This is a genomic window from Streptomyces sp. NPDC032940 (genome assembly GCF_040636935.1).
In the GTDB taxonomy this organism is placed as follows: Bacteria; Actinomycetota; Actinomycetes; order Streptomycetales; family Streptomycetaceae; genus Streptomyces.
This window is the reverse complement of sequence record NZ_JBEZVJ010000004.1, coordinates 151,726-174,487: the sequence shown is the minus strand read 5'-3', so window position 1 is coordinate 174,487 and position 22,762 is coordinate 151,726. Positions and strand designations below refer to the sequence as shown.

Below are 22,762 nucleotides of genomic sequence, written 5' to 3'. Positions count from 1 at the left end.
GGCAAACCCACCGGCCAGGTCGGGCATGGTCAGTCGGCCACGTCGGGCATGGCCAGTCGGCCAGGTCAGGGCAGGCCCCCCGGCCAGGTCGGGGCAGGCCCGCCGGCGAGGTCGGACCGGGGCCAGCCGGGTCAGCACCGGGGCCCGGGCCGGGTCGTGACGGGCCCGTTCGCCGGGTCGTGAACGGGGCCGGTCGGCCGGTTCAGGGGACGTCGCCCCGCCCGAACAGCGGCGCGAGCAGCAGTTGGGCCGCGCCCCGGGCGACCCCGCGCGTCCCGCCGGGCGCGATCCGCACCGGCACGGCACCCGCACGCCCGCCCTCGCGCCGGGCCCGGCCGTCGAGGACGGCGCCGACTCCGGAGACGAACACGTCGGGCGCGGCGGCGACGGTACGGCCGCCGAGCAGGACCAGGTCGATGTCCAGCAGCCCGGCGAGGTTGGCGGCGCCCGCGCCCAGGACCCGCGCCGCCTCCCCGAGGTCGCCGCGGGCGACGGCGCCCAGGCAGAGGGCCTCGATGCAGCCGCGCCCGCCGCAGGTGCAGGGCGGCCCGTCCAGCTGGACGACCTGGTGCCCGAACTCCCCGGCGCCGGTGCGGGCCCCCCGGTGCACGCCGCCGCCGAAGACGAGGCCGGCGCCGAGCCCTGTACCGAGGTGCAGATAGGCGAAGGACCCGCTCTCACCGCCCCGTTCGCCGCCCTCGCCCCCGACGGCCAGCCCCAGGGCCGCCGCGTTGGTGTCCTTGTCGACGACGACGGGCACCCCCAGTCGCCGGGCCAGCGCGTCCCGCAGCGGGAAGCCGTCCCACTCCGGGAAGCCGGTGACCCGGTGCAGCACTCCCCGGACGTGGTCGAGCGGCCCGGGGAGCGCGACCCCCAGACCGAGCAGCGTGGGGGCATCGGCGAGACGGCCACCCGGACCGTTCGGCCCTCCCGGGTCTCCCGGCACACCGGGACCGTTCCGCCCGCCCGGGTCTCCCGGCACACCCGGCCCGACCGGACCACCCGGGGCCCCCGGCACAGCCGGCGCACCCGGCGCGCCGGGCATCCCCAGGTCTCCTGGCGCCTCCCGGGCACCGGCCCCGTCAGGACCGCCCCGCACTCCCAGTGCCTCGCCGACCAGCTCGCCCGCCGCCCGTGCCACCCCCTCCAGCACGGTCGCCGCCCCCGCGCCCAGGTCCAGCGGGGACCGCCGCTCCGCCACGACCGTCCCCACGAGGTCGACCAGCACGGCCCGCAGCTCGTCCCGGTCCAGGTGCACGCCCACCGCGTGCCCCGCCTCCGGCACCAGCCGCAGTACCGTGCGCGGCTTGCCGCCCGTGGACGCGCGGCGCCCGGCCTCGGCGGCGAGGCCCTCCGCCCGCAGCCGGGCGGTGATCTTGCTGACCGCCTGCGGGGTGAGCCCGGTGCGCTCGGCGATTTCGAGGCGGCTTATGCCCTCCGCGCCGGCGGTGCGCAGCAGGTCGAGGACGAGGGCGGTGTTGTGACTGCGCAGGGCGAGCAGATTCGCCCCGCCCGCCGAGGTCCGCACGCCACCGCCCCCGCGCACACCCCCGCCACCGTCACCGCCACCGCGCGCCCCGTCGCCCGTTCCCTCGCCGTCAGCCCTGTTCACGCCCCCATTGTCCCCCGCGCTTGCACTTTGGCAACAGCGTTGCGAAAGTGGACGCATGACTGGTACTCCTCCCGGCACCCCGCTGCGCGTCGGTCTCGTCGGCTACGGCCTCGCGGGCTCCGTCTTCCACGCCCCGCTGATCGCCGCCACCGAGGGCCTGGCCCTGGACACGGTGGTCACCTCGAACCCGGACCGGCAGCGGCAGGCCCACGACGAGTTCCCGGACGTGCGGACCGTCGCCACGCCGGACGAGCTGTTCGACCGGGCCGCCGAGCTGGACCTGATCGTCGTCGCGTCCCCGAACAAGACCCACGTACCGCTCGCCCGGCGCGCCCTTCAGGCCGGTCTGCCGGTCGTCGTGGACAAGCCGGTCGCGGGCACGGCGGCCGAGGCCCGCGAGCTGGCGGCGCTGGCGGAGGAGCGCGGCCTGCTGCTCTCCGTCTTCCAGAACCGCCGCTGGGACAACGACTTCCTCACCTTGCGGGGGCTGCTGGACGAGGGCGCGCTCGGCGACGTGTGGCGCTTCGAGTCGCGCTTCGAGCGCTGGCGGCCGAAGCCCAAGGGCGGCTGGCGCGAGTCGGGCGACCCGGCGGAGATCGGCGGTCTGCTCTACGACCTCGGCAGCCACGTCGTCGACCAGGCGCTCGTGCTGTTCGGCCCGGCCGCGCAGGTGTACGCCGAGTCGGTCGTGCGGCGCGCCGGCGCCGAGGCGGACGACGACACGTTCATCGCGATCACGCACGCGAACGGCGTCCGCTCGCACCTGTACGTCTCCGCCACCGCCGCCCAGCTCGGCCCCCGTTTCCGGGTGCTGGGCTCGCAGGCGGGTTACGTCAAGTACGGCCTGGATCCGCAGGAGGCCGCGCTGCGCGAGGGCAAGCGTCCGGGCCCCGGCTGGGGCGAGGAGGCCGAGTCGCTGTGGGGCCGCGTGGGCTCCGGCGAGTCCCCGCTGAGCGGCGGCGGACGCGTGGAGGCGACCGTTCCCGGCGATTACCCCGCCTACTACGCGGCGGTGGCGAAGGCGCTGCGGGGTCAGGGCGCCAACCCGGTCGGCGTCCGGGAGGCGGCCGCCGCCCTGGACGTCCTGGAGGCGGCCCGCCGTTCGGCCCGCGACCAAGTGGTGGTGTCCCTGTGACCGGCCAGCAGACCCCCGTCCCGACGGTGGAGGAGCTGGAGGCGCAGGAACGCCGCCTGGTCTTCCGCCGGTTCACCCACGACGACGCGTGGGCGCTGGGCTCGCTCCTGGTCGAGCTGGCCCGGGAGCGCCGGGCGCCGGTGGCCGTCGACATCCACCGGGCCGGCCAGCAGCTCTTCCACGCGGCCCTGCCCGGCTCGACCCCCGACAACGACGCCTGGATCACCCGCAAGCGCCGGGTGGTGGAGCGGTACGGCTCCGCGTCGTACCTGGTGGGCGCCCGTTTCCGGGCCAAGGGCACGACGTTCGAGGACTCCTCGCGGCTCGACCCGGACATGTACGCGGCGCACGGCGGTTCCTTCCCCGTCACCGTGGAGGGCGTGGGGGTGATCGGCGCGGTGACGGTGTCCGGTCTGCCGCAGCTGGAGGACCACCGGCTGGTGGTGGAGGCGCTGGAGCGCTTCCTGGGCGAGTAGCCCGATCGGCCGCCACCGGGAATCATCTCCGGGTCCCTCCGGTTGGCACGCGACGTACGACGCCGGACGAGACGATCACGTGCCCACCGGAGGGATCGGAACCGATGAACGACGCGAGCGCCACACTGAAGGAATCCGTCGGACGGTACGGGATCTGGAGCCCGCACCTGCGCGCCGAGGACCCGGAGGGCCGGGGTGAACGCGCCGAGGCTGCCACCGAGTTGGAGCAGCTCGGCTTCGGCGCCCTGTGGCTGGGCGGCAACAGCTCCGCCGCGCACGCCGCCCCGCTGCTCGAGGCGACCTCGCGGATCGTCGTCGGCACCAGCATCCAGAGCATCTGGGAGCACGAGGCCTCCGCCGCCGCGGCGGCCTTCGCCGAGCTGGAGGTGGCCCACCCCGGCCGCTTCGTGCTCGGCCTCGGGGTCAGCCACGGCCCGCGCGTCGAGGGGTACAGCCGCCCGTACTCGACGATGGTCGGCTACCTGGACGAGCTGGACAAGGCCGGGATGCGCTCCGGTCACCGGGTGCTGGCCGCGCTCGGCCCGAAGATGCTGGAGCTGTCCCGGGACCGGGCGGCGGGCGCGATCCCGTACCTGGTCACCCCCGAGCACACCGCGCAGGCCCGCGAGATCCTCGGCGCTGCCCCGCTGCTGGCGCCGGAGCTCAAGGTCGTCCTCGACGCCGACCCGTCCGGCGCCCGCGCGACGGCCCGCGCCTACCTCGCCATGTACCTGCGGTTCCCGAACTACACCCAGAACTTCCTGCGGCTCGGCTTCACCGAGGCCGACCTCGCGGACGGCGGCAGCGACCGCCTGATCGACGCGGTCTTCGCCTGGGGCGACGAGGACACGATCCGCACCCGCATCACGGCCTTCCACGACGCGGGCGCGGACCACGTGGCCCTCCAGGTGGTGGAGCCGGACACGACGCCGGCCCCGAGGGAAGGCTGGCGCAGGCTCGCCGCACTACTGGCGTGAGCGGAACGCGCCCTGAAGGGGCGCGGGGACTGCGCAACCAGCCACACTCGGCCCGCGGCCGACAACGCACCGAAGTCCCCCGCCCCCAGCGGAGCGCCTACGCGTCCTTCAGCTCCTGCCGCTGACGCCCCAGGCCCTCGATCTCCAGCTCGACCACATCTCCCGCCCGCAGATACGGCTTCGGCTCCGGCTGCCCCATCGCCACGCCCGCCGGCGTCCCGGTGTTGATCACGTCACCGGGGCGCAGCACCATGAACCGGCTGACGTACCGCACGACTTCCCCCACCGGGAAGATCTGCTCGGCGGTCGTGCCGTCCTGCTTCAGCTCCCCGTTCACCCACAGCCGCAGCGGCAGCCGCTGCGGGTCGGGCACCTCGTCGGCGGTCACGAGCCAGGGGCCGAGCGGGTTGAACGTCTCGCAGTTCTTGCCCTTGTCCCAGGTCCCGCCCCGCTCGATCTGGAACTCGCGCTCGGACACGTCGTGCGCGACCGCGTACCCGGCGACGCAGGCGAGCCCTTCCTCGGCCGAGTCCAGGTAGCGGGCCGTACGCCCGATCACGACCGCCAGCTCCACCTCCCAGTCGGTCTTGACGGACCCGCGCGGCACGAGGACGGTGTCGTCCGGCCCGACGACCGTGTCCGGCGCCTTGAGGAAGACGACCGGCTCGGCGGGCGGCTCGGCGCCGGTCTCGCGGGCGTGGTCGAAGTAGTTGAGCCCGATGCACACGACCTTGCCGATACGCCCCACGGGCGGTCCGACGCGCAGCCCCGTGCCGTCCAGGACGGGCAGCTCACCGGCGCCGGCGGCGGCCCGTACCCGGTCGAGCGCCGCGTCGTCGGCGAGCAGGTCGCCGTCGATGTCCGTCACCACGCCCGACAGGTCACGCAGGGTCCCGTCGGCGTCGAGCAGCGCGGGCCGCTCGGACCCCGCCGTACCGACTCGCAGCAGCTTCATGATCCCCAACTCCTCATTCGCGGGCGCCCGCCCGATGAGGTGCGACCTGGTTGCGGCAGTGCGCAGCCATCGGTGGACTTGTTCGATCGTCCAAGGTCGGGTTCCACTCCGCAATACCCCGTTCACGTACTGGACCGTAGCCACGGGCAGGCGGTCGCCTCACCGGTCGCCGCCGCCCGCCTCACCGGTACAGCACGGCCCGTTCGACGGCGCTCCAGGTCGTGCTGGTGACGATGTAGAGGGCGGCGGCCAGCGGCACGACGGCGACGGTGACGAGCGTGAAGAAGGACATGAACGGCATGACCTTGGTGATCGCCCCCAGCCCCGGCACCTGCTCTCCCCCGCCGCCCGCGGCGGGCAGCACCGGCTGGCCGGCCGTCCGACGCCGGGTGAGCCGGTAGCTGAAGGCGGCGACAGAGGCGACCAGCACGAACAGCCCCGCGTACACGAGCCCGGCGCCGCCGAAGGGCCCGCCGTCCCCGAGCGCGTCGGCCCACCGCCCGCCGAGCGGCGCGGCGAGCAGCCGGTGGGAGAGCAGGCCGCCCGCCTCGCCGCCGATCGATCCGTTGGAGAAGAGGTGGTAGAGGAGGAAGAACGCGGGGAGCTGGCAGAGGCTCGGCAGGCAGCCCGACAGCGGCGACACCTTCTCCTCGGCGTGCAGCTCCAGGACGGCCTTCTGCAGCTTCTCCGGGTTCCTGGCGTGCTTGCGGCGCAGCTCGGCGATCCTCGGCTGGAGCTCGGTGCGCGCCTTCTGCCCGCGCGCCGCGGCCCGCGACAGTGGGTGGAGGAGGAGGCGTACGAGGGCGGTGAACAGGACGATGGCGGCGGCCGCGGCGGAGGCGCCGAACAGCGGCTGGAGCAGGTCGGCCAGGTGCTCGACCAGGCTGGCGAAAACGGACATGGGTGAGGAGCCCTCCGGGGGTCTCGTCGTGCCGGTGCGATCGACGACCGGTGCGGGTGACCGGTGATCGGGGTGTTGCGGCATGACGACCCGCGCGGGAGCATCGGGCCTTGCGAGGTGAAGGGATGCCCTACGCGGCGGTCGCCGGGAGGGCGTGTCCGGGTGCCCGGGGCCTGCGGCGTCCGGCGGCGTCGGGATCGCGTTGCGGCAGGAAGGCCGTACGCCGGTCCCGGTCCCTGATGGCCGTGCGCACCCGGGTGGGCGGCACGACGGGCACGCAGCGCGCGGCGATGACGGCGCAGACGGCGAGCGCGGAGCCGGCCGCGGCGGTCGCGGCGAGCGCGACGGTGGCGGAGAGGCTGCCGACGTCGACGAGCGCGACGGGCAGGAGCACCAGCAGCAGCACGAGGAGGGGACGCGGGACGGCCCGGCCTCGGGTCATCAGCGGCTCCTCCTCTCGTACGCGCGTTTGCCCCAGTTATACAACAGGACGACGTACGGCCCCCACGGGTTGCGCGGGGGCCGGGCGCGGACCCGTCGGACAGGGCGGGGCGATCCGCCCGCCGGGGACGGTCGCCGCCCCGCCCCGCCGGAGGCCGCCATAGGCTCTGCGTCCATGACTGCCTACTGGTTCCTGGCCCTCATACCCTTCCTCGCCGGGCTCGCCCTCACGGCCGTCGAGGCCAGGATCGCGTTCACCGAGCACGTGACGCGCAGCCTGGGACGTCGTACCCAAGGCGTGGTGACCGACCACGTCGCGTCCCGTGAGGGCTCGTACCCGACGCTGCACCTGGTGGTCCGCTGGACCGACGACCACGGCACCGAGCACGAGTACCCCCTCCCCCACACGGCGGACGCCCACCGGATCACCGAGGGCACCCGCGTCCACCTGCGCCATCTCCCCGGCGCCCCCGAGAGCGTGGTCCTGGACGCGCCGGACCGCTACCGGACGGCGGTGCTCGGCATGTGCCTCGGCGTACTGCTGTGGGCCGGGACGCTGACGGCGGTCCTGGTCCGCATCGCGACCCTGCTGCCCCCGGGGAGCCGGTACCGCTTCTGACCTGCGGGGCCCTGACCTTCGTCACCTCTCGGCAGTACGGTGTCACCCATGCGCCCCGACACGCCTGCCGAAAACGTCGACCACACCGCCGAAGCCGCCCGCCTGGAGCGGACCGCCGGCCTGTACCCGGAGGACGCCGAGGCGCTTCTGGTGCGCGCCGCGGCCCACCTGGAACTGTCCGGCGACCGCCCCTCCGCGACCAAGCTCTACGACCGCCTGCTGTCCTCGCCGGACGGCCTGGAGAACCCGTCCCTGGTCCGCGCCCTCAAGGCGTCGAACCTGTGGGAGTACGGCCACGAGGCGGAGGCCAGGGCGATCATCGAGGGCGTCCGCACGACGGCTCCGCGCGATCCGGCCCCCTGGGTGATCGTGGCCGAGGCCCTGGAGTCCCACGACGAGCTGGAGGCGGCCCAGGAGACGTTCACGGAGGGCGCCCGCCTGCTCCTGACGGACGTGGCCGAGCCGCCGTACTCCACGCATCCGCTCCTGTACGGGCGTCACCGGGTGCGCCGCATGCTGGGCGCGCCCCACGACGACTGGGACCGCCTGGCGGACACCCTGCACTCGATGCCGGTGTCCCTGGACGAGCTGCACGACCCCAAGCGCGTCTGGTCCCTCGGCTCGGACGACCCGGCCGACCTGGAGGCGGAGATCTCCCGCCTGCGGGCCGAGCTGGGCGCGTACCGGGAGGCCCTGTCCCGCCCCTTCCCCGTGGCCGTGCTGCACTGGCCGGCGGAGGAACTGGCGGAGCTGCTGGAGGCGTACCCGTCGCTGTCCGAGGAGTACCCCTCCTACGAGGAGCACCTGACGACGATAGAGGCGGCCCTGCGCGAACTCGCCGCCTCCGGCACCCCGAACCTGGGCGTCGTCCCGGGCACGGTCCCGTCCTACGAGGCGTTCGCGGCCTCGGAGGGCGCGTCCCCGTCCGACGCGACGCTGCTGCCGCAGTACGCGACGACCCTTGCGGCCCGGGGCCGCGCGCTGGCGTGGCCGCCGCAGCGGGGCGCGGAGTGCTGGTGCGGGTCGGGACGGGCGTACGGGGAGTGCCACGGGGCGGGGGCCTGAGGGGACCTCCACCTGGGCGGCGGCGTACGGATCGGTTCCCCGCGGACCGATGAGTCCCGAGGCCCGCGGACGTCTACCCATGTGCGAGCGACCACGGCACCTCACGCGAGGCGTGCGGGCCCAGACAAGGGAGTCAGCACATGAGCACCGACCGGACCTCCGCGGCCGACGGCTTCTCCTACGCCCTGACCCGCACCCTGAACGCCCCCGTGGCCCGGGTCTGGCAGGCGTGGACCACCCCCGAGCAGTACACGCGGTGGGCCCACGCCGTCCCCGGCTCCGTCGAGATGGACGCACGCCCGGGCGGCGCCTGGAAGGCCACGATGCTCACCCCCGACGGCGCCGCCTTCCCGCTGACCGGCTCCTACGTGGAGGTCGCCGAGCCCGGCCACCTCGTCCTCGGCATGGACGTCCCCGGCCGCGCGGACCAGGTGACGATGAGCCTGGACCTCACGGCACAGGGCCCGGACCGCACGGAGATCGTCCTGCGCCAGACCTGCGACACGGCGGAGGAACGGGACATGGCGGAGCAGGGCAGCGGGATGCTGCTGGACGGGCTGGAGGGACACCTGGCGGAGGGGACCCGGGCCTGAGCGGTCCCCCTCGCCCCGAAGCCCCGGCCGCGGCGACGGCACACCGAAGGCCCGCCCTGGTCACGGACTCATACCGCAGGGAGCCCGTAGGTGCTTATGTGACCAGGACGGGGACTCAACCGCGGCGGAGGGATCTGCGCTGGCCCTGGTGCCTGCCAGGTCGCTGGTCGGAGGACGGTCCATCTGCGCTGGGATCACTCGGCCGCACGGGGCGAGTCGGCTCGTCCCGGCTGAGGAGCGATTGCCAGACCCGCTCCTGGAGCGTGCGGATGCAGGGCCCGCAGGCGTACATCGGCGCTTGGGCGCCCGCGACACTCGCGGGGCCGATCCACAAGACGCGAGTCCACCACTGTCCGCAGTAGAGCCAGCAGGCCCCGTCGACCCACTCGTTGGCGTCGTCCGTGGTTGCCGGGGCAGGCAGTCCGCCGCGTGCGAAGTCGGCTACCCCGGGGATGACCCGGTGCCGTAAGACGGCTTCCGTGAGCATGGCTTGTCCGCCCTGTCGATCAATGGTCTCGCACCGCCGAGAAAGAGCCCTCCTGCTTCTCGGTGTCTGAGAACAGGAGCGTGGGCTCGGAGAGGATGTCGCGGCCGGCCTCACTCTTGTAGATCTCGTCGACGCTGCCGAAGCGGGCCTCGGAGTAGTCGAGGTCCAGCAGCGCGGCGGCCTGCCGGACCGATGCCTCGTCGGGCCCCTCGATCTCCAGGAAGGTGGGGAGGTCGGGCCAGGTGTCGAAGTCGAAGGCGACCTCGCCCAGGCGCCACTCCTCCCGGTAGTTCTCCTGGTAGCGCACCTCGGTGAGGCCGACCCGACGCAGGATGTCGGCCATGGCGTGCAGGTCGGCGACTTCGGTCTCGATCTCCTTGGTGCCCTCGATCGTCGTGGCGTCCGTGACCTGCTTGAGCGTGAGCGTCGACCGAGTGCCCTCGTCCCGGAGCCGGACCCAGGCCCCGCCGTCGAGGGAGTCGCTCTCGAAGATCTTGCGCGTGAGAAGCGTGCGGGGGAACGCCTGGACGGCTCCGAGGGCGGCCAGCTTGGCCTGAAGACCGGCGGCGTCGACGGCCAGGAACTTCGCCTCGTACTCGTGCTTCATGTGTCCTTCTCTCAGAAGTGATCGGTAAAGGGGGACGTTCGGGCTGCCATGAGCAGGCCCATGCGGTGGGTGTGGTCGTTCGGCTGGCCGACGTGGGCCCGTTCCGTGAACTCGTTCGTACGCAGGGTGAGCAGGATTTCCCAGTCACCGATGAAGTGAGGGAGCAGGCGCTCGGGAGAGGTGTAGTGCTCGGTCATGTGGTGGCGTCTTTCGACGGGCATCATGAACTCCGCACCGAACACACCGCCCGGGCGGACCAGGCGTTGCATGCGGTCGACGAACTCGGCGAGCGGGCGGTGGTGGTTGGCACTGTAGTGCCATGAGCAGCTCGTCCAGACTGCCTCGCACTGCACGCCCAGGGGCTTGCCCTCGAGGAAGTCGTCCTCAACCACGTGGACACGGGAATGGAGTTCTTCGAGCTTCAGCCGTTCGATCAGGCCCATCGCGTGGGCCTCGCTGTCACCCGGAAGGCGTACCTCGCCTCCGTGCAGGGCGAGCGCGTCGCGTTCGATGGCGACGACGTGGTAGCCGGCGGCGGCCAACGGCAGGACGAACTTTCCGTCGCTCGCGCCGACGACCGCGACAGTGGCGTCAGGGGCGACACGCTCGCGCAGTGTGCCGAGGAACTGAGGGAAGAAAGTGAGGGTGTGCTCCCACAGGCTCTGAGTCTGCATGGGAGTTCGCTCCTTGCCCGTCGGTTTCTGTGATCACACGGAGGACCTCTTCGGGGCTGCGCCCCGTGGTGTCGACGCGCCGCATCGGGAACGAGGCGTAGGCGTCGATCACCTGGTCCGGGACGGTTTCGATCAGTGCGTCCCACTGCGTCGCTGGCTTGTCCCGAGCCGCCAGACGGCGCCGGCGTTCGTCGTCGCCGCAGACGAGGCAGTACGTGACGGGTGTCGGGAGCCGGTGCGGCAGCGTGACGCCGAGCCGAGCCCCCATGGCCTGGTGGGTGGCGAGACACCGGGCGAAGTAGCTCTCGACGACCACGGGGACGCCGGCGTCGAGGTGGCTCTGGATTTCCTCGGCCGCGGTGAACAGCGCGGAGAGGTAGAGGCACATCCGCGCGTCGACGTTGGTCCGCTGGTCCACGGCCGCCCTGAGGGGCTGGTACAGGGCGGGCACGGTGGGGACGAGCACAGCTTGTCGGGCGGCGGCGAGCATGGGGGCGATGGTCGACTTGCCGGTGCCCCGCAAGCCCTCCAGGCTCTCGAAGCGCGGGTGGTCAGGCATGGGCGTACACCACGTCCGGCACCGCGAGCGTGAGCTCGTCCGTGGCCGAGGGCTGATGGACAATGCGGCCGACGCTCTTCTCGTACCAGAAGGCGTGAGAGTCCTTGCCCACAGCCTTGCAGGACATGGTCAGAGCGCCACGCGGGTCGGCCTCGATGCGGTCGATCTCGCGGGGCCCGCCGGTCGGGGCGCAGAGCTGCGGGGCGCCGCGCTCGGAGAGGTCCTCGTCGACGATCACCTCCAGGGGCAGGTCGGCCGCCGCGAGCTGTTCGCGGAGCCGGCCGTAGGCCGCCGGGCTGATGACCAGCAGTTCGGGGTGGTCGGCTGCATTGCCTACGGGCCGCAGGTGGTGGAGCTTGAGTTGCTGGACCCCGAGTCGGGCCAGGATGCCGGCGAGGGGGAGTACCTCACCGATGTTCCGTGAGGTCACGGTCATGGTCGCGCCGGTCGGAACTCCGAGGTCCCGTGCCAGGCTCAGTGCGTTGAGGGCGCTCTGGTAACTGCCGTGCCTGCGGATGCCGTCGTTGGTGGATCCGACGCCCTCCAGGGACACCCTGAGGAGGTCCAGGTGCGGTGCGATCTCAGTCAGGCGGCGCTCGATCCGGTACCCGTTGGTGCAGATCTCGACGCGCTGGCCCAGTTCTTCCTTGGCGTGGCGGACGACCTGCGGGAGATCCCGGTGGACGAAGGGCTCCCCACCGAGCAGGGTGACCTCCTCCGTGCCGTACTCGTCGCGCATCAGGGTGAGGAGGCAAGCGGCTTCGTCGGCGGTGAAGGTGTCCGCGTACTGCAGCCGCTTGCCGTGGAAGCAATGCAGGCACGTGAAGTTGCAGCGGTAGAGCAGCTGCAGGTACAGCATCCGGATCTTCCTGATCCCGGTGACTTCCCTGATCACTTGGGCTCCTTCGGCTGGCTGCCTTTCGGGAACCCGATCGTGGCTTTCTGCCCGGGGACCTCGTCACCGCGTTCGGGGACGGCCCGAGGACGTCCTGGGACGTTTTCCGTCGCCTGCGAACGACTCCAGGACGATTAGAAGGCGCTGGGTGTCTGCCAGGTCAGGCAGGACCTCGGGGGCGCCGGCCGCTGCGAGTTCCGCGCGATCGTGCAGACCGGAGGCGACGGCGACGATCCCGCACCCCGTGGCCAGGGCAGCCTCCACATCGCGAGGGGTGTCCCCGACCAGGACGATGGGCGTGTCGACCGGGACGCAACGAAGCCGCCGCACTCGCTCGCGGGCGACCGCGACCAGGTCGGGCCGGAGATCGGCGTCCGCTCCGTAGGCGCCCACCGGCAGGTCCAGCAAGGAGTCGAGGCCGAACGCGGAGAGCTTCACACGGGCGTTGGCCGCGATGTTGCCGGTCAGGACAGAGGAGACCCAGCCCCTCCGTGCCGAGGCGGCCTTCAGTGCTTCATGGGCTCCTGGCAAGGCGCATCCGCGCGAGCGCAGAGAGTCCAGGCGTTCACGCCCTGCCCGTTCGAGGGCGGCCTCGATGCCGGGCCAGTCGGGTACGGGCAGTCCATCCCGAACGAACATGTCGCGCATGATCAATCGATCCGTACGCCCGTCGGTACGTGCCGGCCCTGTCGGCTCGCGCCCCGCCAGCGCCGAAAAGGCGGCGGTGTAGATCTCCTTGCTCACCCCCGCGTTCTCGATGAGGGTGTGGTCGATGTCCCACAGGACGATGAGCTCCATGACGCCAGCGTAAGCAGCAGCCGGTGACACTGTGATTCCGCGACAACGTCCCACAACGTCCTTGCGCGATCACGCATTGCACCGCTTGCATGGTTTCTGTGAACGACCGACTGCATACCGTGCTCGCCCAACGAGGGGTCTCGCCCGATGCGCTCGCGGAGATCTGCGAGGTCGACCCCAAGACGGTGAGCCGGTGGCTGGGAGGACGGGTTCCTCACGCGCGGCATCGCTTTCGGGTGGCCGGTCACCTGCGCGTGGAGGAGACCTTCCTCTGGCCGACGCCCTCCAAACGGCCCGGTCCGCCTCGCGACGGATTAGGCACCGAACTGGTCGGCACCTACCAGAACCGAGCCAGCGTGCCGCGGGACGTATGGCTCTCGCTGCTGCGGGAGGCCCGGCAGGAGATCAGCGTCCTCGTCTTCTCGGGTACGTTCTTCGCACAGTCCAACCCGCACGTCGCCAAGATGCTCTCTGCACGCGCCGCCGAGGGCGTCCGGGTTCGCCTGTGCTTCGGCGACCCCGACGGACAGGCGGTCGCCGTCCGGGGCCGCGAAGAGGGAATCGGCGACACACTCGCCGCCAAGATCCGCGCCTCGCTGACGTACTACCGCCCCCTGCTGGGCGAGGCCGGGTGCGCGGTGCGTCTGCATGACACCACGCTCTACACGTCCATGTTCCGCTACGACGACGACCTCCTCGTCAATCCCCACATCTGGGGGCAGCCGGCCAGCGCCAACCCCCTCCTCCACCTCAAGAGAGCCGACGGCGAGGCGTGGTTCGACAACTACGCTCAGAGTTTCGACGCCGTCTGGGCCGCCGCACGGCCATGGGTACCCGACCAGGAGAGGACCGCCGACCATGGGCAGGACTGAGTACTACAACGACCCGAAGGCCCCGAAGGCGAACGCTCTCATCCCGGCCAGCAACCTGCTCGTCGCCGACGAGACAGGTGCCATCCTCCTCCAGCGCCGCCGCGATACCGGACAGTGGGCACTCCCCGGCGGAGCCCAGGACATCGGCGAGACGGCGGCCCAGTGCGCGGTCCGCGAGTGCCTGGAGGAGACCGGCATCATCGCGGAGATCACCGGCTTTCTCGGCGTCTACACCAACCCGAACCACATCGTCGCCTACAGCGACGGCGAGATCCGCCAGCAGTACGAGAACACCTACATCGGCCGTCCCGTCGGCGGCGAGCCCACGATCAACGACGAAGCCGACGGAGTCCGCTTCGTCCAGCCGGCCGACCTGGACCAGTACGACATCCACCCGAGCATGCGCCAGCAGATCGGGGACTACTTGTCCGGCACCTATCCTCACCTCGGCTGATCCGCCAGTGCGGCCTCGATCCTCCCGACCGAGGAGAAGATCTCAGGCGCAGCCCGCCGGATGAACCGCCCGACCACGCTGTCGGCACCGTAACGGCCGACGATCTCCGCGACCCGCTCCCGCGCTGTGGTCCGGCTGCCGTCCGGCGTTGTCGTCATGTCGCAGTAGACAAGAGCGTCCACAAGCAGCGGATCGTCCGACAAGGGAAACTCCGTAGCCAGCGCTTCTCTCAAGCCGCGTTCCTCCGCCTCCAAAAGCGCGAACGAATGGTTCGCCACCAGTCGGGTCAGCCGCTCACCGGCCCCGTGTTCGTCCCGAAGAAAGCGTGCTCCGTCGAGCGGATGAAACCCGGTGAGGGCCAAGCGAGGCGCGTAACCCACATCGTGCAGGATGGCGGCTGCGGTCAGCAGTTCAGCGTCCGTACGCAGGAGGCACCCTAGTTCCTCCGCTCTTCCAGCCACTCCCTGGCTGTGCAGCCATCGTCGAGGCAGCAGCTCACGGAGCTCCGCCTCCGCAATGCGCCCTGCCCAATCCGGCATTACCTCGTCCATTGGCGACTTGATGCCCGTCAGGCTCGTCTCCCATGCCCTTCTGGCCCCACGCCCAGCGACGAACGGGTTCACACGGAGTGTGATGGTGGTCTACGCCGACCCGCTCTCCGCAGGGCAGAGTTACTGCATCGGTGCTCTGCGGATCACCCGCGCCGCCGCCGACGCCCGCCGCGCTTCGCGACTTGACGCAAGTGGGCGTGCGCACTCCGAGGTCGGAGAAGGGCAGCACAACACTGTCAAGATGGCCAGCCTGCCCGCCGGCAAACGCAACCGAGTCAGCCGCATGGCGTACCAGCGGCCGGACGTCGACCTCACCACCTTGCCCGCCGAGTCGGTCCCCGAAGAAGTCCGCGAACAGGTCGCCGCCTGGCGGGACCCGAACTCATTCAGCAACCGGGCCTACGCGGTCACCGACCCAGGCGCGATCGACTTCGACTCACCGGAGGTACAGGCCGCGGAGCTCCCGGCCTCCAACGGCATCGGTACGGCCCGCGCGCTTGCCCGCATGTACGCCGCGCTGTCGGCGAGGTGGACGGCGTGCGCCTGCTCTCCTCGGCCGTCCTGGCGTCGGCGACCGAGGAACAGGCCGATGGGAAAGATCAGGTCATGCTGATCCCCAGCCGCTTCAGCGCCGGGTACATGCTGCCCACCGGGAGCAACCCGATGCTGGGGCCGAGCTCATTCGGCCACACAGGCCGAGGAGGGTCGCTCGCCTTCGCCGACCCGGAGCATGGTGTCGCCCTCGGGTACGCGATGAACAACATCGTCGGGGGCATCGACGATGTGCGTGCGTCCTCCCTGGTCGAGACGGTGCGCGAGGCTCTCGCGTAGCGGGCCGGCGTCCCTGGCGGTGAGACCGCGGTGATTCCTCGGCATCCGCGTGGCCACCCGGGACGGGGGACGCCGGGAACCGCGTTTCCTCGGGAACCGGCCGCCGAAATGTACGCCGCCCACAGTCGAGTGCCTCGCTTGTCAGTTCCTCCTGTTAGAACTGGGACACATCGACGTGTAGCCGAGGGGGGTCCTGGTGGGAGACATGGGGGAGCTGGCGCAGCCGGTCTCGGGGGTTTACGAGAAGCTGATCACGGAGGACGTGCGTGACGAGCTGAAGCAACTCGAGGCGATGGGCTGGAAGGCCGTCGACGCGGAGGTCAGTGCGGAGTCCTCACCTCACGTACTGGCTCGGCACGTAGGCGAGATGGTGGCCCGTCACCTCGGCCAGCTCCCGCCCGCCGAGCAGGTTCCCTTCGCCAACCGCATCCTCGAGTCTCTGGCCGCGAACGCCGGTGGCCCCGGCGGCACCGATCCGGCCGGTCCCATCGTCGAGGGCCCTCGGCAGTTGCTGGCCCTCGCCGAGCAGGAGGCGCCTGGCGCCTATGCGCTACGCCCGCTCACTCCGCTCTCCGAGACGTCGTTGCTCACCAACTCGCCCGAGGACCTCAGTCTGGGCTCCGAGCTGCGAGCAGAGCTGGCAACCGCCGACCGCATCGATCTGCTCTGCGCGTTCGTGAAGTGGTACGGCATTCGCGTCCTGGAGGACTCCCTACGGGCCGCCAAGGAGCGGGGCGTACCGATCCGGGTCATCACGACCACCTACATGGGTGCCACCGACCGCCGCGCGCTCGACCGGCTCGTGCGCGACTTCGGCGCGACCGTCAAGGTCAACTACGAGATCCGCTCGACCCGGCTGCACGCCAAGGCGTGGCTCTTCCGTCGCGGGACGGGCTTCGACACGGCGTACGTGGGCAGCTCCAACCTGTCGCGCGCCGCGCTCCTCGACGGCCTGGAGTGGAACGTACGGCTGTCGTCCGTGGCCACACCCGCCGTACTCGACAAGTTCGAGGCGACCTTCGACGCGTACTGGAACGACACGGCCTTCGAGACGTACGACCCCGACCTGCACGGCCAGCGTCTTGACGAGGCACTGGCTCAGGCGAGTGGGTCGACGTCGACCACAGACCTGAAGATCAACCTCTCCGGCCTGGAGGTGCGTCCCTTCCCGCACCAGCGCGACATGCTGGAACGGCTGAACGTCGAGCGTGAGATCCGCGGACGGCACCGCAACCTGCTCGTCGCGGCGACGGGAACCGGCAAGACCGTGATGGCGGCCCTCGACTACCGCCGTCTGTGCCAGGAGTCGACCGTCGGTCGGCCGAGGCTGCTGTTCGTCGCGCATCGCAAGGAGATCCTCAAGCAGTCTCTGCGCACCTACCGCGAGGTGCTGGTCGACGCCTCGTTCGGTGAACTGCTGCACGGCGGCGCGGATCCGCGCGAGTGGAACCACGTCTTCGCCAGCGTGCAGTCACTCAACGTCCAAAGACTGGAGCAGTTGGCGCCGGACCACTTCGACGTCATCGTCATCGACGAGTTCCACCACGCCACGGCCTCCACCTACCGACGGGTGATCGACCACTTCGCGCCGAAGGAACTGCTGGGCCTGACCGCCACTCCGGAGCGGATGGACGGGCTCAATGTGCAGGACGAGTTCTTCGAGGGCCGCATCGCTGCCGAGATGAGGCTGTGGGAGGCGCTGGAGAACGATCTGCTGTGCCCGTTCCACTACTTCGGCATCCCGGACGGCACAGACCTCACGAACGTCGGCTGGCAGAGTGGCTCGTACGCCGATCAGGAGCTCGGGAACCTCTTCACAGGCAACGCCGCCCGCGCCCGCATCATCGTGAAGCAGATCCGGGACAAGGTCTCCGACCCCGGTGCGATGCGTGCGCTCGGTTTCTGCGTCACCAAGGCACACGCCCACTACATGGCGGACTTCTTCCGCAAGGCCAACTTCGCGGCCGTGGCGCTCGACAGTGACTCGCCCGCCGACGTGCGCACCCAGGCGCTGAAGGACCTGAAAGACGGCAAACTTCAGGTCATCTTCTCGGTGGATCTGTTCAACGAGGGGCTCGACATCCCCGACGTCGACACCCTTCTCCTGCTGCGGCCCACCAACAGCGCCACCGTCTTCCTCCAGCAACTGGGAAGGGGGCTGCGGCGCACCGAGAACAAGCCGGTGCTCACCGTGCTCGACTTCATCGGCCAGCACCGGGCGGAGTTCCGCTTCGAGGAACAGTTCCGAGCTCTGACCAACCTCTCGCGGAACCGACTGGTCGAGCACATCGCGCGTGACTTCCCGCAGCTGCCGTCCGGCTCCCAGATCATCCTGGAGGGCAAGTCGAAGGACCTCATCCTCGACAACATCCGGACCCAGCTGGGCGCCACGGTGAAGACGCTGGTGAAGGAGGTCAAGGAGTACAGCACTCCTCGTCTCGCCGACTACCTCCGGGAAAGCCGCCGAGAGATCAAGGAGCTGTACAAGAGCGGCAACTCCTGGACGAACGTCCTCCGCAAAGCCGACGTACTGGAACGCTCAGCGCCGCAGGGCGAAGAGGCGCTACTCAAGCGCGCCCACGCGTTCCTCCACGTGGATGATCCGGAGCGCGCGCAGGCCTACCTCCGTCTACTCGCGGACGACGCCCCGCGCTACGACGAACTGGGTCCGACGGACCAGGCGTATGCCCGCATGCTGTTCTTCAACCTCTGGGACAACGCGGGTGGTTTCACCGACTACCAGGAGGGACTGGAGTCGCTGCGGACCCAGCAGGCGGTCCGTGACGAACTCCGACAGTTGCTCTCCTACGTGATCGAGCAAGCCGACCACCTCCCCATCCCACTGTCCGGTCCTCTCGGCCACGTTCCGCTCAAGGTTCACAGCGCGTACAACCGCTCGGAGATACTCGCCGCCCTCGGCTTCGCACGCATCGGCGGCCAGATGCCCCGGTCCTTCGCGAAGGGTGTGCAGTGGGTCGAGGAGATTCAGACGGACGCCCTCCTCATCACGCAGGAGAAGAACGAGAGGGACTTCTCCCCCACGGTTCGGTACAGGGACTACGCCCTGAGCCCGACCCTCTATCACTGGGAATCCCAGAACGCGACGGCCGCCGACTCTCCCACCGGCATGCGCTATCGACAGCACGTGCAGCGCGGGAGTCAAGTCCTGCTGTTCCTGCGGCGGTACAAGAACAACGACATAGGCAAGTCCCAGCCCTGGATGCTTCTCGGCCCGGCGACCTACGAGAGCCACACCGGCAGCAAGCCGATGGCGATCACCTGGCGTCTGGAGCACCAGATCCCGGCCGACGTGTGGACGTATTCGGCCATCAAGGCAAGCTGAGGCCGGGAGTTCGTGCACTCGGTCAGCGTGACTCGGCCTCTGCTTCAAAATGGGCTTGGGCACGCTCCAGTACGTCGTCGGGGTCACGGCCGTGCGCGCGGAGCCAGTGGAGGAGATCGCTGATGACGTCGATCGCCGTCTCCTCCGCCACCGTCGCACCCAGCCTGCTGAAGGCCGCGCCCTGCATCGGCAATGGCGCGGAGGCATATAGCTGAAGCACATCGGTCGCCCGTGCCACCCGGGACGGAGCATCGTAGCCGCGCACCACGGTGGGGCTCGTGCGGAGCTCGCACCAGGTGGACTTGGACTCGGATGTGAGGTCGACGCCCCAACGGTCGGTGACGGCATCGATGAGCGCCATGCCTCGTCCGGCTTCGGCATCCATGCCCGCGTCGGTCAGCGCCGGGAGCGACCGGGAGTTGGGGTCGTGTACCTCGATCCGCAAGCGAGTGCCGTTCAGGGAGATGGCTAGCGTCGTCGGGGTCCCCGGCCCGACGTGCTTGATGACGTTCGCCACGAGCTCGCTGACACACAGCTGGGCCACGTCGCTGAGTTCGTGCAAGTCCCAAAGCTCCAGATGCAGTCGCACGAGCTGGCGCAGGCCGGCTACTTCCTCCGCTTCCGCAGAGAAGGGAAGCTTCCATGCCCGCCTTGCCCTCTGGACGGCACTCTCCGTCGAGTCGCCCACTCTCTCACTCCCTCACCTTTTGGCGCCCTGAGCGCTCTGTGACCTTCCGACGACTAAGCGTGGCACTGAGACTCCCAAAATGGAACTCTCATTTCTGTCTAAGAGGAGCGCAAGGGCCCAGCACACGCCCCCGGCGCACACCGTCTTGCCGTTCGCCTCGCCGGACACGACGATCTACCGCATCGACACGAAGGGCCGTTGGCATGGCGATTGGACCCACTACTCGCAGGCGTCAGCTCGGCGCCGACTTGCGGCGACTCCGCGAGGCGAGAGGCTTGACCCTGGAGGAGGCAGGAGCCCTGGTCGGCATCTCGAAGGCGACGCTCAGCCGCTACGAGACGAAGGAAGGCACGGTGAAGTGGCCGGCCGTCGACGCCCTGTGCCGTGAGTACGGCGCCACGGACGAGGAACGCTCAGCGCTGGTCGAGCTGGCCAAGGGCGCCAAGATCCAGGGCTGGTGGCGGTCCCTCGCCGACCCCATCCCGGAGTCGATGAACCTCATGCTCACGCTCGAAGACGAGGTTGTCCGCGAGGACCACTACGCCTGCATGTACGTTCCCGGCCTGCTCCAAACCCGCGCATATGCCGAGGCCGTACACCGCGCTTCGGAGGTGCAGTGCGAGGAGCGCGAGGTCCAGCTCATGGTCGACATCCGCATGAAACGACAGGAGTTGCTGGACCGGGAGGAACCGCCGCACATCTGGAGCGTTATCGATGAAGCGGCAATCCGACGGCGAGTCGGCGGCAGGGAGATCATGCGGGAGCAGCTGAATCACCTGCTCGCCATGGCCGAACGACCGCACGTCACAGTCCAGGTCCTACCGTTCGAACGCGGCGCCCACGCGGCGGCCGTCGGGAGCTTCGCCGTTCTCCGCGGTCAAGCTCCCGAGTTGGACGTGGTGTACGTGGACCTCCTCGGCGGCGGGCTCTTCATGGAGAAGCCGAAGGAGTTGGAGCGTTATAGGTTGGCGTTCCAGTATCTCAGCGCACAGGCACTCGACTTGGAGTCGTCAGCCGCCCTCGTCGATCGGATCTGCAAGGAGTCATGATGACGGCAGCGTCGGAGCCTCACTGGTTCACGTCCTCCTACAGCGGAGGCAGCGGGACCGAGTGCGTGGAGGCGGCGTTCATACCGACGGGGATACTGATCCGCGACTCGAAGCAACAGGACGGCCCCCTTGTCGAGGTGTCGGGTGTCGCCTGGCATCGGTTCTTGACCGCTTCCCTGAAACGCTGACGTGAAAGCGGACGGTGCGCCTGCGCATGCACGTTGCCTGACACCCTCCTCTCCTGCAAGTCAGGAGACGGGCTCTGTCAGCTGACATCCTTGGACTCGACCTGGCGACGCGCTCTCCGTCGTTCTCGAGAAGCACCAGGCCGTCCGTCTCCTCGGCGTACTCAGCCAGCAGCCGGTGGTGGCCTTCCGCCCCGCCAGGACAAGAGCGTTGAGCCGCTCCCTCATCTCACGCGCCCCTTACCGAGTTCCAGCGCTGTGTGCTGATCCTTGTTCTCCGGCATACCCTGCCAGAGTGATTCGCGCAGTGGTCTTCGACGTAGGTGAGTGTCTGGTCGACGAGACCCGTGAGTACGGGACCTGGGCAGACTGGCTCGGCGTCCCCCGGCACACGTTTCATGCGATGTTCGGTGCCGTGATCGCCCAAAACCGCGACTACCGCGAGACCTTCCGGGAGTTCCGGCCCGGGTTCGATCTCTACGAAGAGCGCGAGAAGCGGGCCGCCGCCGGGCAGCCCGAGACGTTCGGCGAAGACGACCTGTACCCGGAGGTCCGTGCTTCTCTCCGCCAGCTCCGGTCTGATGGCCTGTGGCTGGGCATCGCGGGGAACCAGACCATCCGTGCGGGGCGAATCCTGCGGGAGCTGTTCTCCGATGACGTCGACCTGATCGGTACCTCCGACGACTGGGGAGCCAGTAAGCCCGACCCTGAGTTCTTCAAACGCGTCACCGACGCCGTACCTGCCGAGGCCGGTGAAATCCTCTACGTGGGCGATCGCTGCGACAACGACATCCGTCCGGCCCGCGATGCGGGCATGCTCACGGCACTCGTGCGGCGCGGACCGTGGGCCACCATTCAGTGGGACAGCCCCGAAGCCAGAGAGTTGCCGACCTTCCGTATCGAAAGCCTCGCCGAGCTCCCCGGCAACATCGGCCAGTTCAACGGCGCAGCACGCTGACCGTCCTCGGCCAAAGGAACCGACTTCGACCGTCGCTGCGGCGCCCTGCGACCGAGCACAGATGTGGACCCACGGGTGTCCGTCCGGCGCACCCGCCACCGTGGCGGGCTTTCGACGGCTCAGGTCGTGAAGGGCAGTCGACCATCGCGCTCGGTGTTCAGAGAATCGGTTCCGTACGAGCTGATGCTCCTATCGATTGTCAGTGGCGTCGCGTAGGTTCCCTCCGTCCGGGCCGGCGGGCGGGCCGGACGGACTGGAGGACTCCTCGCCATGAGCATCCATCTGCATCTGCGCGCCGTCGCGGAATCCGAGATCCAGGACGATCACGCGTGGCTCGCGGAGTTCATGTGGGAGGCCTGGGAGAAGCACGCCGAGGAGTACGCATCGGGCGTCGCCGAGTCGATCGACAAGGTCTGGGACGCCGTCAACGGCTTCTATGCCGCGTCCGACGCCCTGCCCACGGGTACCGGAAAGCTCTGGTCCTTGCCGATCTACGGCGGGCGCCCCGTGCCACACAGCGCCGGTACCGACCCCTCCGACCCGCCCATGATGCTTTTGGAGCCGTCGGGGGTGTCACAGGCTGCGGGCTTCCTCGCGGGCGTCTGTTTCGAGGAGCTGTGGAGGGCCGCCGGTGCCAAGCTCGTCAGGCACGGAGAGCAGGAGGAGGCGGCCAGGCAGGAGATCCTCGACTGTCACGAGGGCCTGCAAGCGTTCTACGGACGAGCGGCCGCAGCGGGCCACGCCGTGGTCAAGGTGGTGTGGGCGTAGCCGGCTACGGCCGTTCGGTCATGGCCGCGCCCCGTACTTCCGTGGGCACTACGCCGGCCTCGGCCAGATCAACGCCTGGGCGACGATGACCCGCTCCCCGTTGAAGGTGACGGCGGGGCCCCCGTGCAGTTCGTAGCCGAGGGCGAGCGCCTCGCTCACGCGGTGGCAGAACGCGGCGTCGTCGGGGCCGGTCAGGACTCGGTAGGCCGGCAGTCCGTCTGGTGGTGTGCTCATGAGGAGAAGGATCTCAGGGCTGTTGCCCGGATGCC

25 protein-coding genes and 1 pseudogene are annotated in these 22,762 nt (G+C 70.1%); 14 read left to right on the top strand and 12 right to left on the bottom strand.

What is annotated here, in order from left to right; all coding sequences use genetic code 11:
* Positions 1–202: 202 nt before the first annotated feature.
* On the bottom strand, positions 203–1,669 hold the full coding sequence (locus AB0E77_RS07845; RefSeq protein WP_361567104.1) for an ROK family transcriptional regulator: 1,467 nt from the start codon (positions 1,667–1,669) through the stop codon (positions 203–205).
* Here AB0E77_RS07845 and AB0E77_RS07840 point away from each other — a divergent pair.
* The 3 genes from AB0E77_RS07840 (at position 1,668) to AB0E77_RS07830 (ending at position 4,200) form a co-directional block, all read left to right on the top strand.
* On the top strand, positions 1,668–2,747 hold the full coding sequence (locus tag AB0E77_RS07840; RefSeq protein ID WP_361567101.1) for a Gfo/Idh/MocA family oxidoreductase: 1,080 nt from the start codon (positions 1,668–1,670) through the stop codon (positions 2,745–2,747). The genes AB0E77_RS07845 and AB0E77_RS07840 overlap by 2 nt on opposite strands.
* A complete protein-coding gene (locus tag AB0E77_RS07835; RefSeq protein WP_361567098.1) occupies positions 2,744–3,223 on the top strand; it encodes a heme-degrading domain-containing protein in 480 nt (159 codons plus the stop codon). Before AB0E77_RS07840 ends, AB0E77_RS07835 begins: the two co-directional genes overlap by 4 nt.
* A 104-nt stretch (positions 3,224–3,327) precedes the next feature.
* Entirely contained in the window at positions 3,328–4,200 is an 873-nt protein-coding gene (locus AB0E77_RS07830; RefSeq protein WP_361567096.1) for an LLM class F420-dependent oxidoreductase, read from the top strand.
* Positions 4,201–4,297: 97 nt separating this feature from the next.
* Here the strand turns inward: AB0E77_RS07830 and AB0E77_RS07825 are convergent, their stop codons facing one another.
* From AB0E77_RS07825 to AB0E77_RS07815, 3 genes are all read right to left on the bottom strand, one after another.
* Positions 4,298–5,155 carry a fumarylacetoacetate hydrolase family protein gene (locus AB0E77_RS07825; protein WP_361567093.1) on the bottom strand — a complete coding sequence of 286 codons (858 nt, stop codon included), beginning with the start codon at positions 5,153–5,155 and terminating at the stop codon, positions 4,298–4,300.
* Positions 5,156–5,336: 181 nt separating this feature from the next.
* Positions 5,337–6,056 carry a YidC/Oxa1 family membrane protein insertase gene (locus tag AB0E77_RS07820; RefSeq protein WP_361567091.1) on the bottom strand — a complete coding sequence of 240 codons (720 nt, stop codon included), beginning with the start codon at positions 6,054–6,056 and terminating at the stop codon, positions 5,337–5,339.
* Positions 6,057–6,186: 130 nt separating this feature from the next.
* Positions 6,187–6,498, bottom strand: a complete 312-nt coding sequence (locus tag AB0E77_RS07815; RefSeq protein ID WP_361567088.1) for a DUF6412 domain-containing protein — start codon at positions 6,496–6,498, stop codon at positions 6,187–6,189.
* Positions 6,499–6,672: 174 nt separating this feature from the next.
* On the opposite strand from AB0E77_RS07815, the gene AB0E77_RS07810 reads away from it, so the two are divergent.
* From AB0E77_RS07810 to AB0E77_RS07800, 3 genes are all read left to right on the top strand, one after another.
* Positions 6,673–7,116 (top strand): DUF3592 domain-containing protein, encoded by a 444-nt coding sequence (locus AB0E77_RS07810; protein ID WP_361567085.1) that lies wholly within the window; start codon positions 6,673–6,675, stop codon positions 7,114–7,116.
* Positions 7,117–7,164: 48 nt separating this feature from the next.
* Positions 7,165–8,181, top strand: coding sequence for an SEC-C domain-containing protein (locus tag AB0E77_RS07805; protein WP_361567083.1), 1,017 nt, complete (start codon positions 7,165–7,167; stop codon positions 8,179–8,181).
* Positions 8,182–8,321: 140 nt separating this feature from the next.
* The gene (locus AB0E77_RS07800) at positions 8,322–8,774 is read left to right on the top strand and encodes an SRPBCC domain-containing protein (protein WP_361567080.1); all 453 of its coding nucleotides are present in this window, start codon (positions 8,322–8,324) and stop codon (positions 8,772–8,774) included.
* A gap of 506 nt (positions 8,775–9,280) precedes the next feature.
* Here the strand turns inward: AB0E77_RS07800 and AB0E77_RS07795 are convergent.
* The 5 genes from AB0E77_RS07795 to AB0E77_RS07775 form a co-directional block, all read right to left on the bottom strand.
* The gene (locus tag AB0E77_RS07795; RefSeq protein ID WP_361567078.1) at positions 9,281–9,868 is read right to left on the bottom strand and encodes a class IV adenylate cyclase; all 588 of its coding nucleotides are present in this window, start codon (positions 9,866–9,868) and stop codon (positions 9,281–9,283) included.
* An 11-nt stretch (positions 9,869–9,879) separates the two neighbouring features.
* On the bottom strand, positions 9,880–10,542 hold the full coding sequence (locus AB0E77_RS07790; protein WP_361567075.1) for a class I SAM-dependent methyltransferase: 663 nt from the start codon (positions 10,540–10,542) through the stop codon (positions 9,880–9,882).
* On the bottom strand, positions 10,460–11,032 hold the full coding sequence (locus AB0E77_RS07785) for a hypothetical protein (protein WP_361567072.1): 573 nt from the start codon (positions 11,030–11,032) through the stop codon (positions 10,460–10,462). Before AB0E77_RS07785 ends, AB0E77_RS07790 begins: the two co-directional genes overlap by 83 nt.
* A 61-nt stretch (positions 11,033–11,093) precedes the next feature.
* On the bottom strand, positions 11,094–11,996 hold the full coding sequence (locus AB0E77_RS07780) for a radical SAM protein (RefSeq protein ID WP_361567069.1): 903 nt from the start codon (positions 11,994–11,996) through the stop codon (positions 11,094–11,096).
* 63 nt (positions 11,997–12,059) lie between these two features.
* The gene (locus AB0E77_RS07775; protein WP_361567066.1) at positions 12,060–12,794 is read right to left on the bottom strand and encodes a haloacid dehalogenase-like hydrolase; all 735 of its coding nucleotides are present in this window, start codon (positions 12,792–12,794) and stop codon (positions 12,060–12,062) included.
* Positions 12,795–12,892: 98 nt separating this feature from the next.
* Here AB0E77_RS07775 and AB0E77_RS07770 point away from each other — a divergent pair, with 98 nt between their 5' ends.
* Positions 12,893–13,666, top strand: coding sequence for an XRE family transcriptional regulator (locus AB0E77_RS07770; protein ID WP_361567064.1), 774 nt, complete (start codon positions 12,893–12,895; stop codon positions 13,664–13,666).
* A complete protein-coding gene (locus AB0E77_RS07765; protein ID WP_361567061.1) occupies positions 13,653–14,120 on the top strand; it encodes an NUDIX domain-containing protein in 468 nt (155 codons plus the stop codon). The genes AB0E77_RS07770 and AB0E77_RS07765 overlap by 14 nt, the downstream gene beginning before the upstream one ends.
* On the opposite strand, the gene AB0E77_RS07760 is transcribed toward AB0E77_RS07765, so the two are convergent.
* On the bottom strand, positions 14,108–14,671 hold the full coding sequence (locus AB0E77_RS07760; protein ID WP_361567058.1) for an HD domain-containing protein: 564 nt from the start codon (positions 14,669–14,671) through the stop codon (positions 14,108–14,110). The genes AB0E77_RS07765 and AB0E77_RS07760 overlap by 13 nt on opposite strands.
* Positions 14,672–14,921: 250 nt before the next feature.
* Between AB0E77_RS07760 and AB0E77_RS07755 the strand changes: the two are divergent.
* Positions 14,922–15,502 (top strand): annotated as a pseudogene (locus AB0E77_RS07755) (serine hydrolase domain-containing protein); the annotation flags it as partial.
* A 205-nt stretch (positions 15,503–15,707) separates the two neighbouring features.
* Positions 15,708–18,845 carry a DUF3427 domain-containing protein gene (locus tag AB0E77_RS07750; RefSeq protein WP_361567055.1) on the top strand — a complete coding sequence of 1,046 codons (3,138 nt, stop codon included), beginning with the start codon at positions 15,708–15,710 and terminating at the stop codon, positions 18,843–18,845.
* 22 nt (positions 18,846–18,867) lie between these two features.
* Here the strand turns inward: AB0E77_RS07750 and AB0E77_RS07745 are convergent, their stop codons facing one another.
* Entirely contained in the window at positions 18,868–19,533 is a 666-nt protein-coding gene (locus AB0E77_RS07745; protein WP_361567052.1) for an ATP-binding protein, read from the bottom strand.
* Positions 19,534–19,736: 203 nt separating this feature from the next.
* On the opposite strand from AB0E77_RS07745, the gene AB0E77_RS07740 reads away from it, so the two are divergent.
* The 4 genes from AB0E77_RS07740 (at position 19,737) to AB0E77_RS07725 (ending at position 22,493) form a co-directional block, all read left to right on the top strand.
* Complete coding sequence (locus tag AB0E77_RS07740) at positions 19,737–20,582, top strand: helix-turn-helix transcriptional regulator (protein ID WP_361567049.1); 846 nt, start codon at positions 19,737–19,739, stop codon at positions 20,580–20,582.
* Positions 20,579–20,770 carry a DUF397 domain-containing protein gene (locus tag AB0E77_RS07735; protein ID WP_361567046.1) on the top strand — a complete coding sequence of 64 codons (192 nt, stop codon included), beginning with the start codon at positions 20,579–20,581 and terminating at the stop codon, positions 20,768–20,770. Before AB0E77_RS07740 ends, AB0E77_RS07735 begins: the two co-directional genes overlap by 4 nt.
* A gap of 292 nt (positions 20,771–21,062) precedes the next feature.
* On the top strand, positions 21,063–21,725 hold the full coding sequence (locus AB0E77_RS07730; RefSeq protein WP_361567043.1) for an HAD family hydrolase: 663 nt from the start codon (positions 21,063–21,065) through the stop codon (positions 21,723–21,725).
* A gap of 270 nt (positions 21,726–21,995) precedes the next feature.
* Positions 21,996–22,493: a DUF1877 family protein gene (locus tag AB0E77_RS07725; RefSeq protein WP_361567041.1), complete on the top strand. Its 498-nt coding sequence runs from the start codon at positions 21,996–21,998 to the stop codon at positions 22,491–22,493.
* Positions 22,494–22,541: 48 nt separating this feature from the next.
* Here AB0E77_RS07725 and AB0E77_RS07720 read toward each other — a convergent pair whose 3' ends face one another.
* Positions 22,542–22,727, bottom strand: a complete 186-nt coding sequence (locus tag AB0E77_RS07720; protein ID WP_361567038.1) for a DUF1737 domain-containing protein — start codon at positions 22,725–22,727, stop codon at positions 22,542–22,544.
* Positions 22,728–22,762 lie beyond the last annotated feature (35 nt).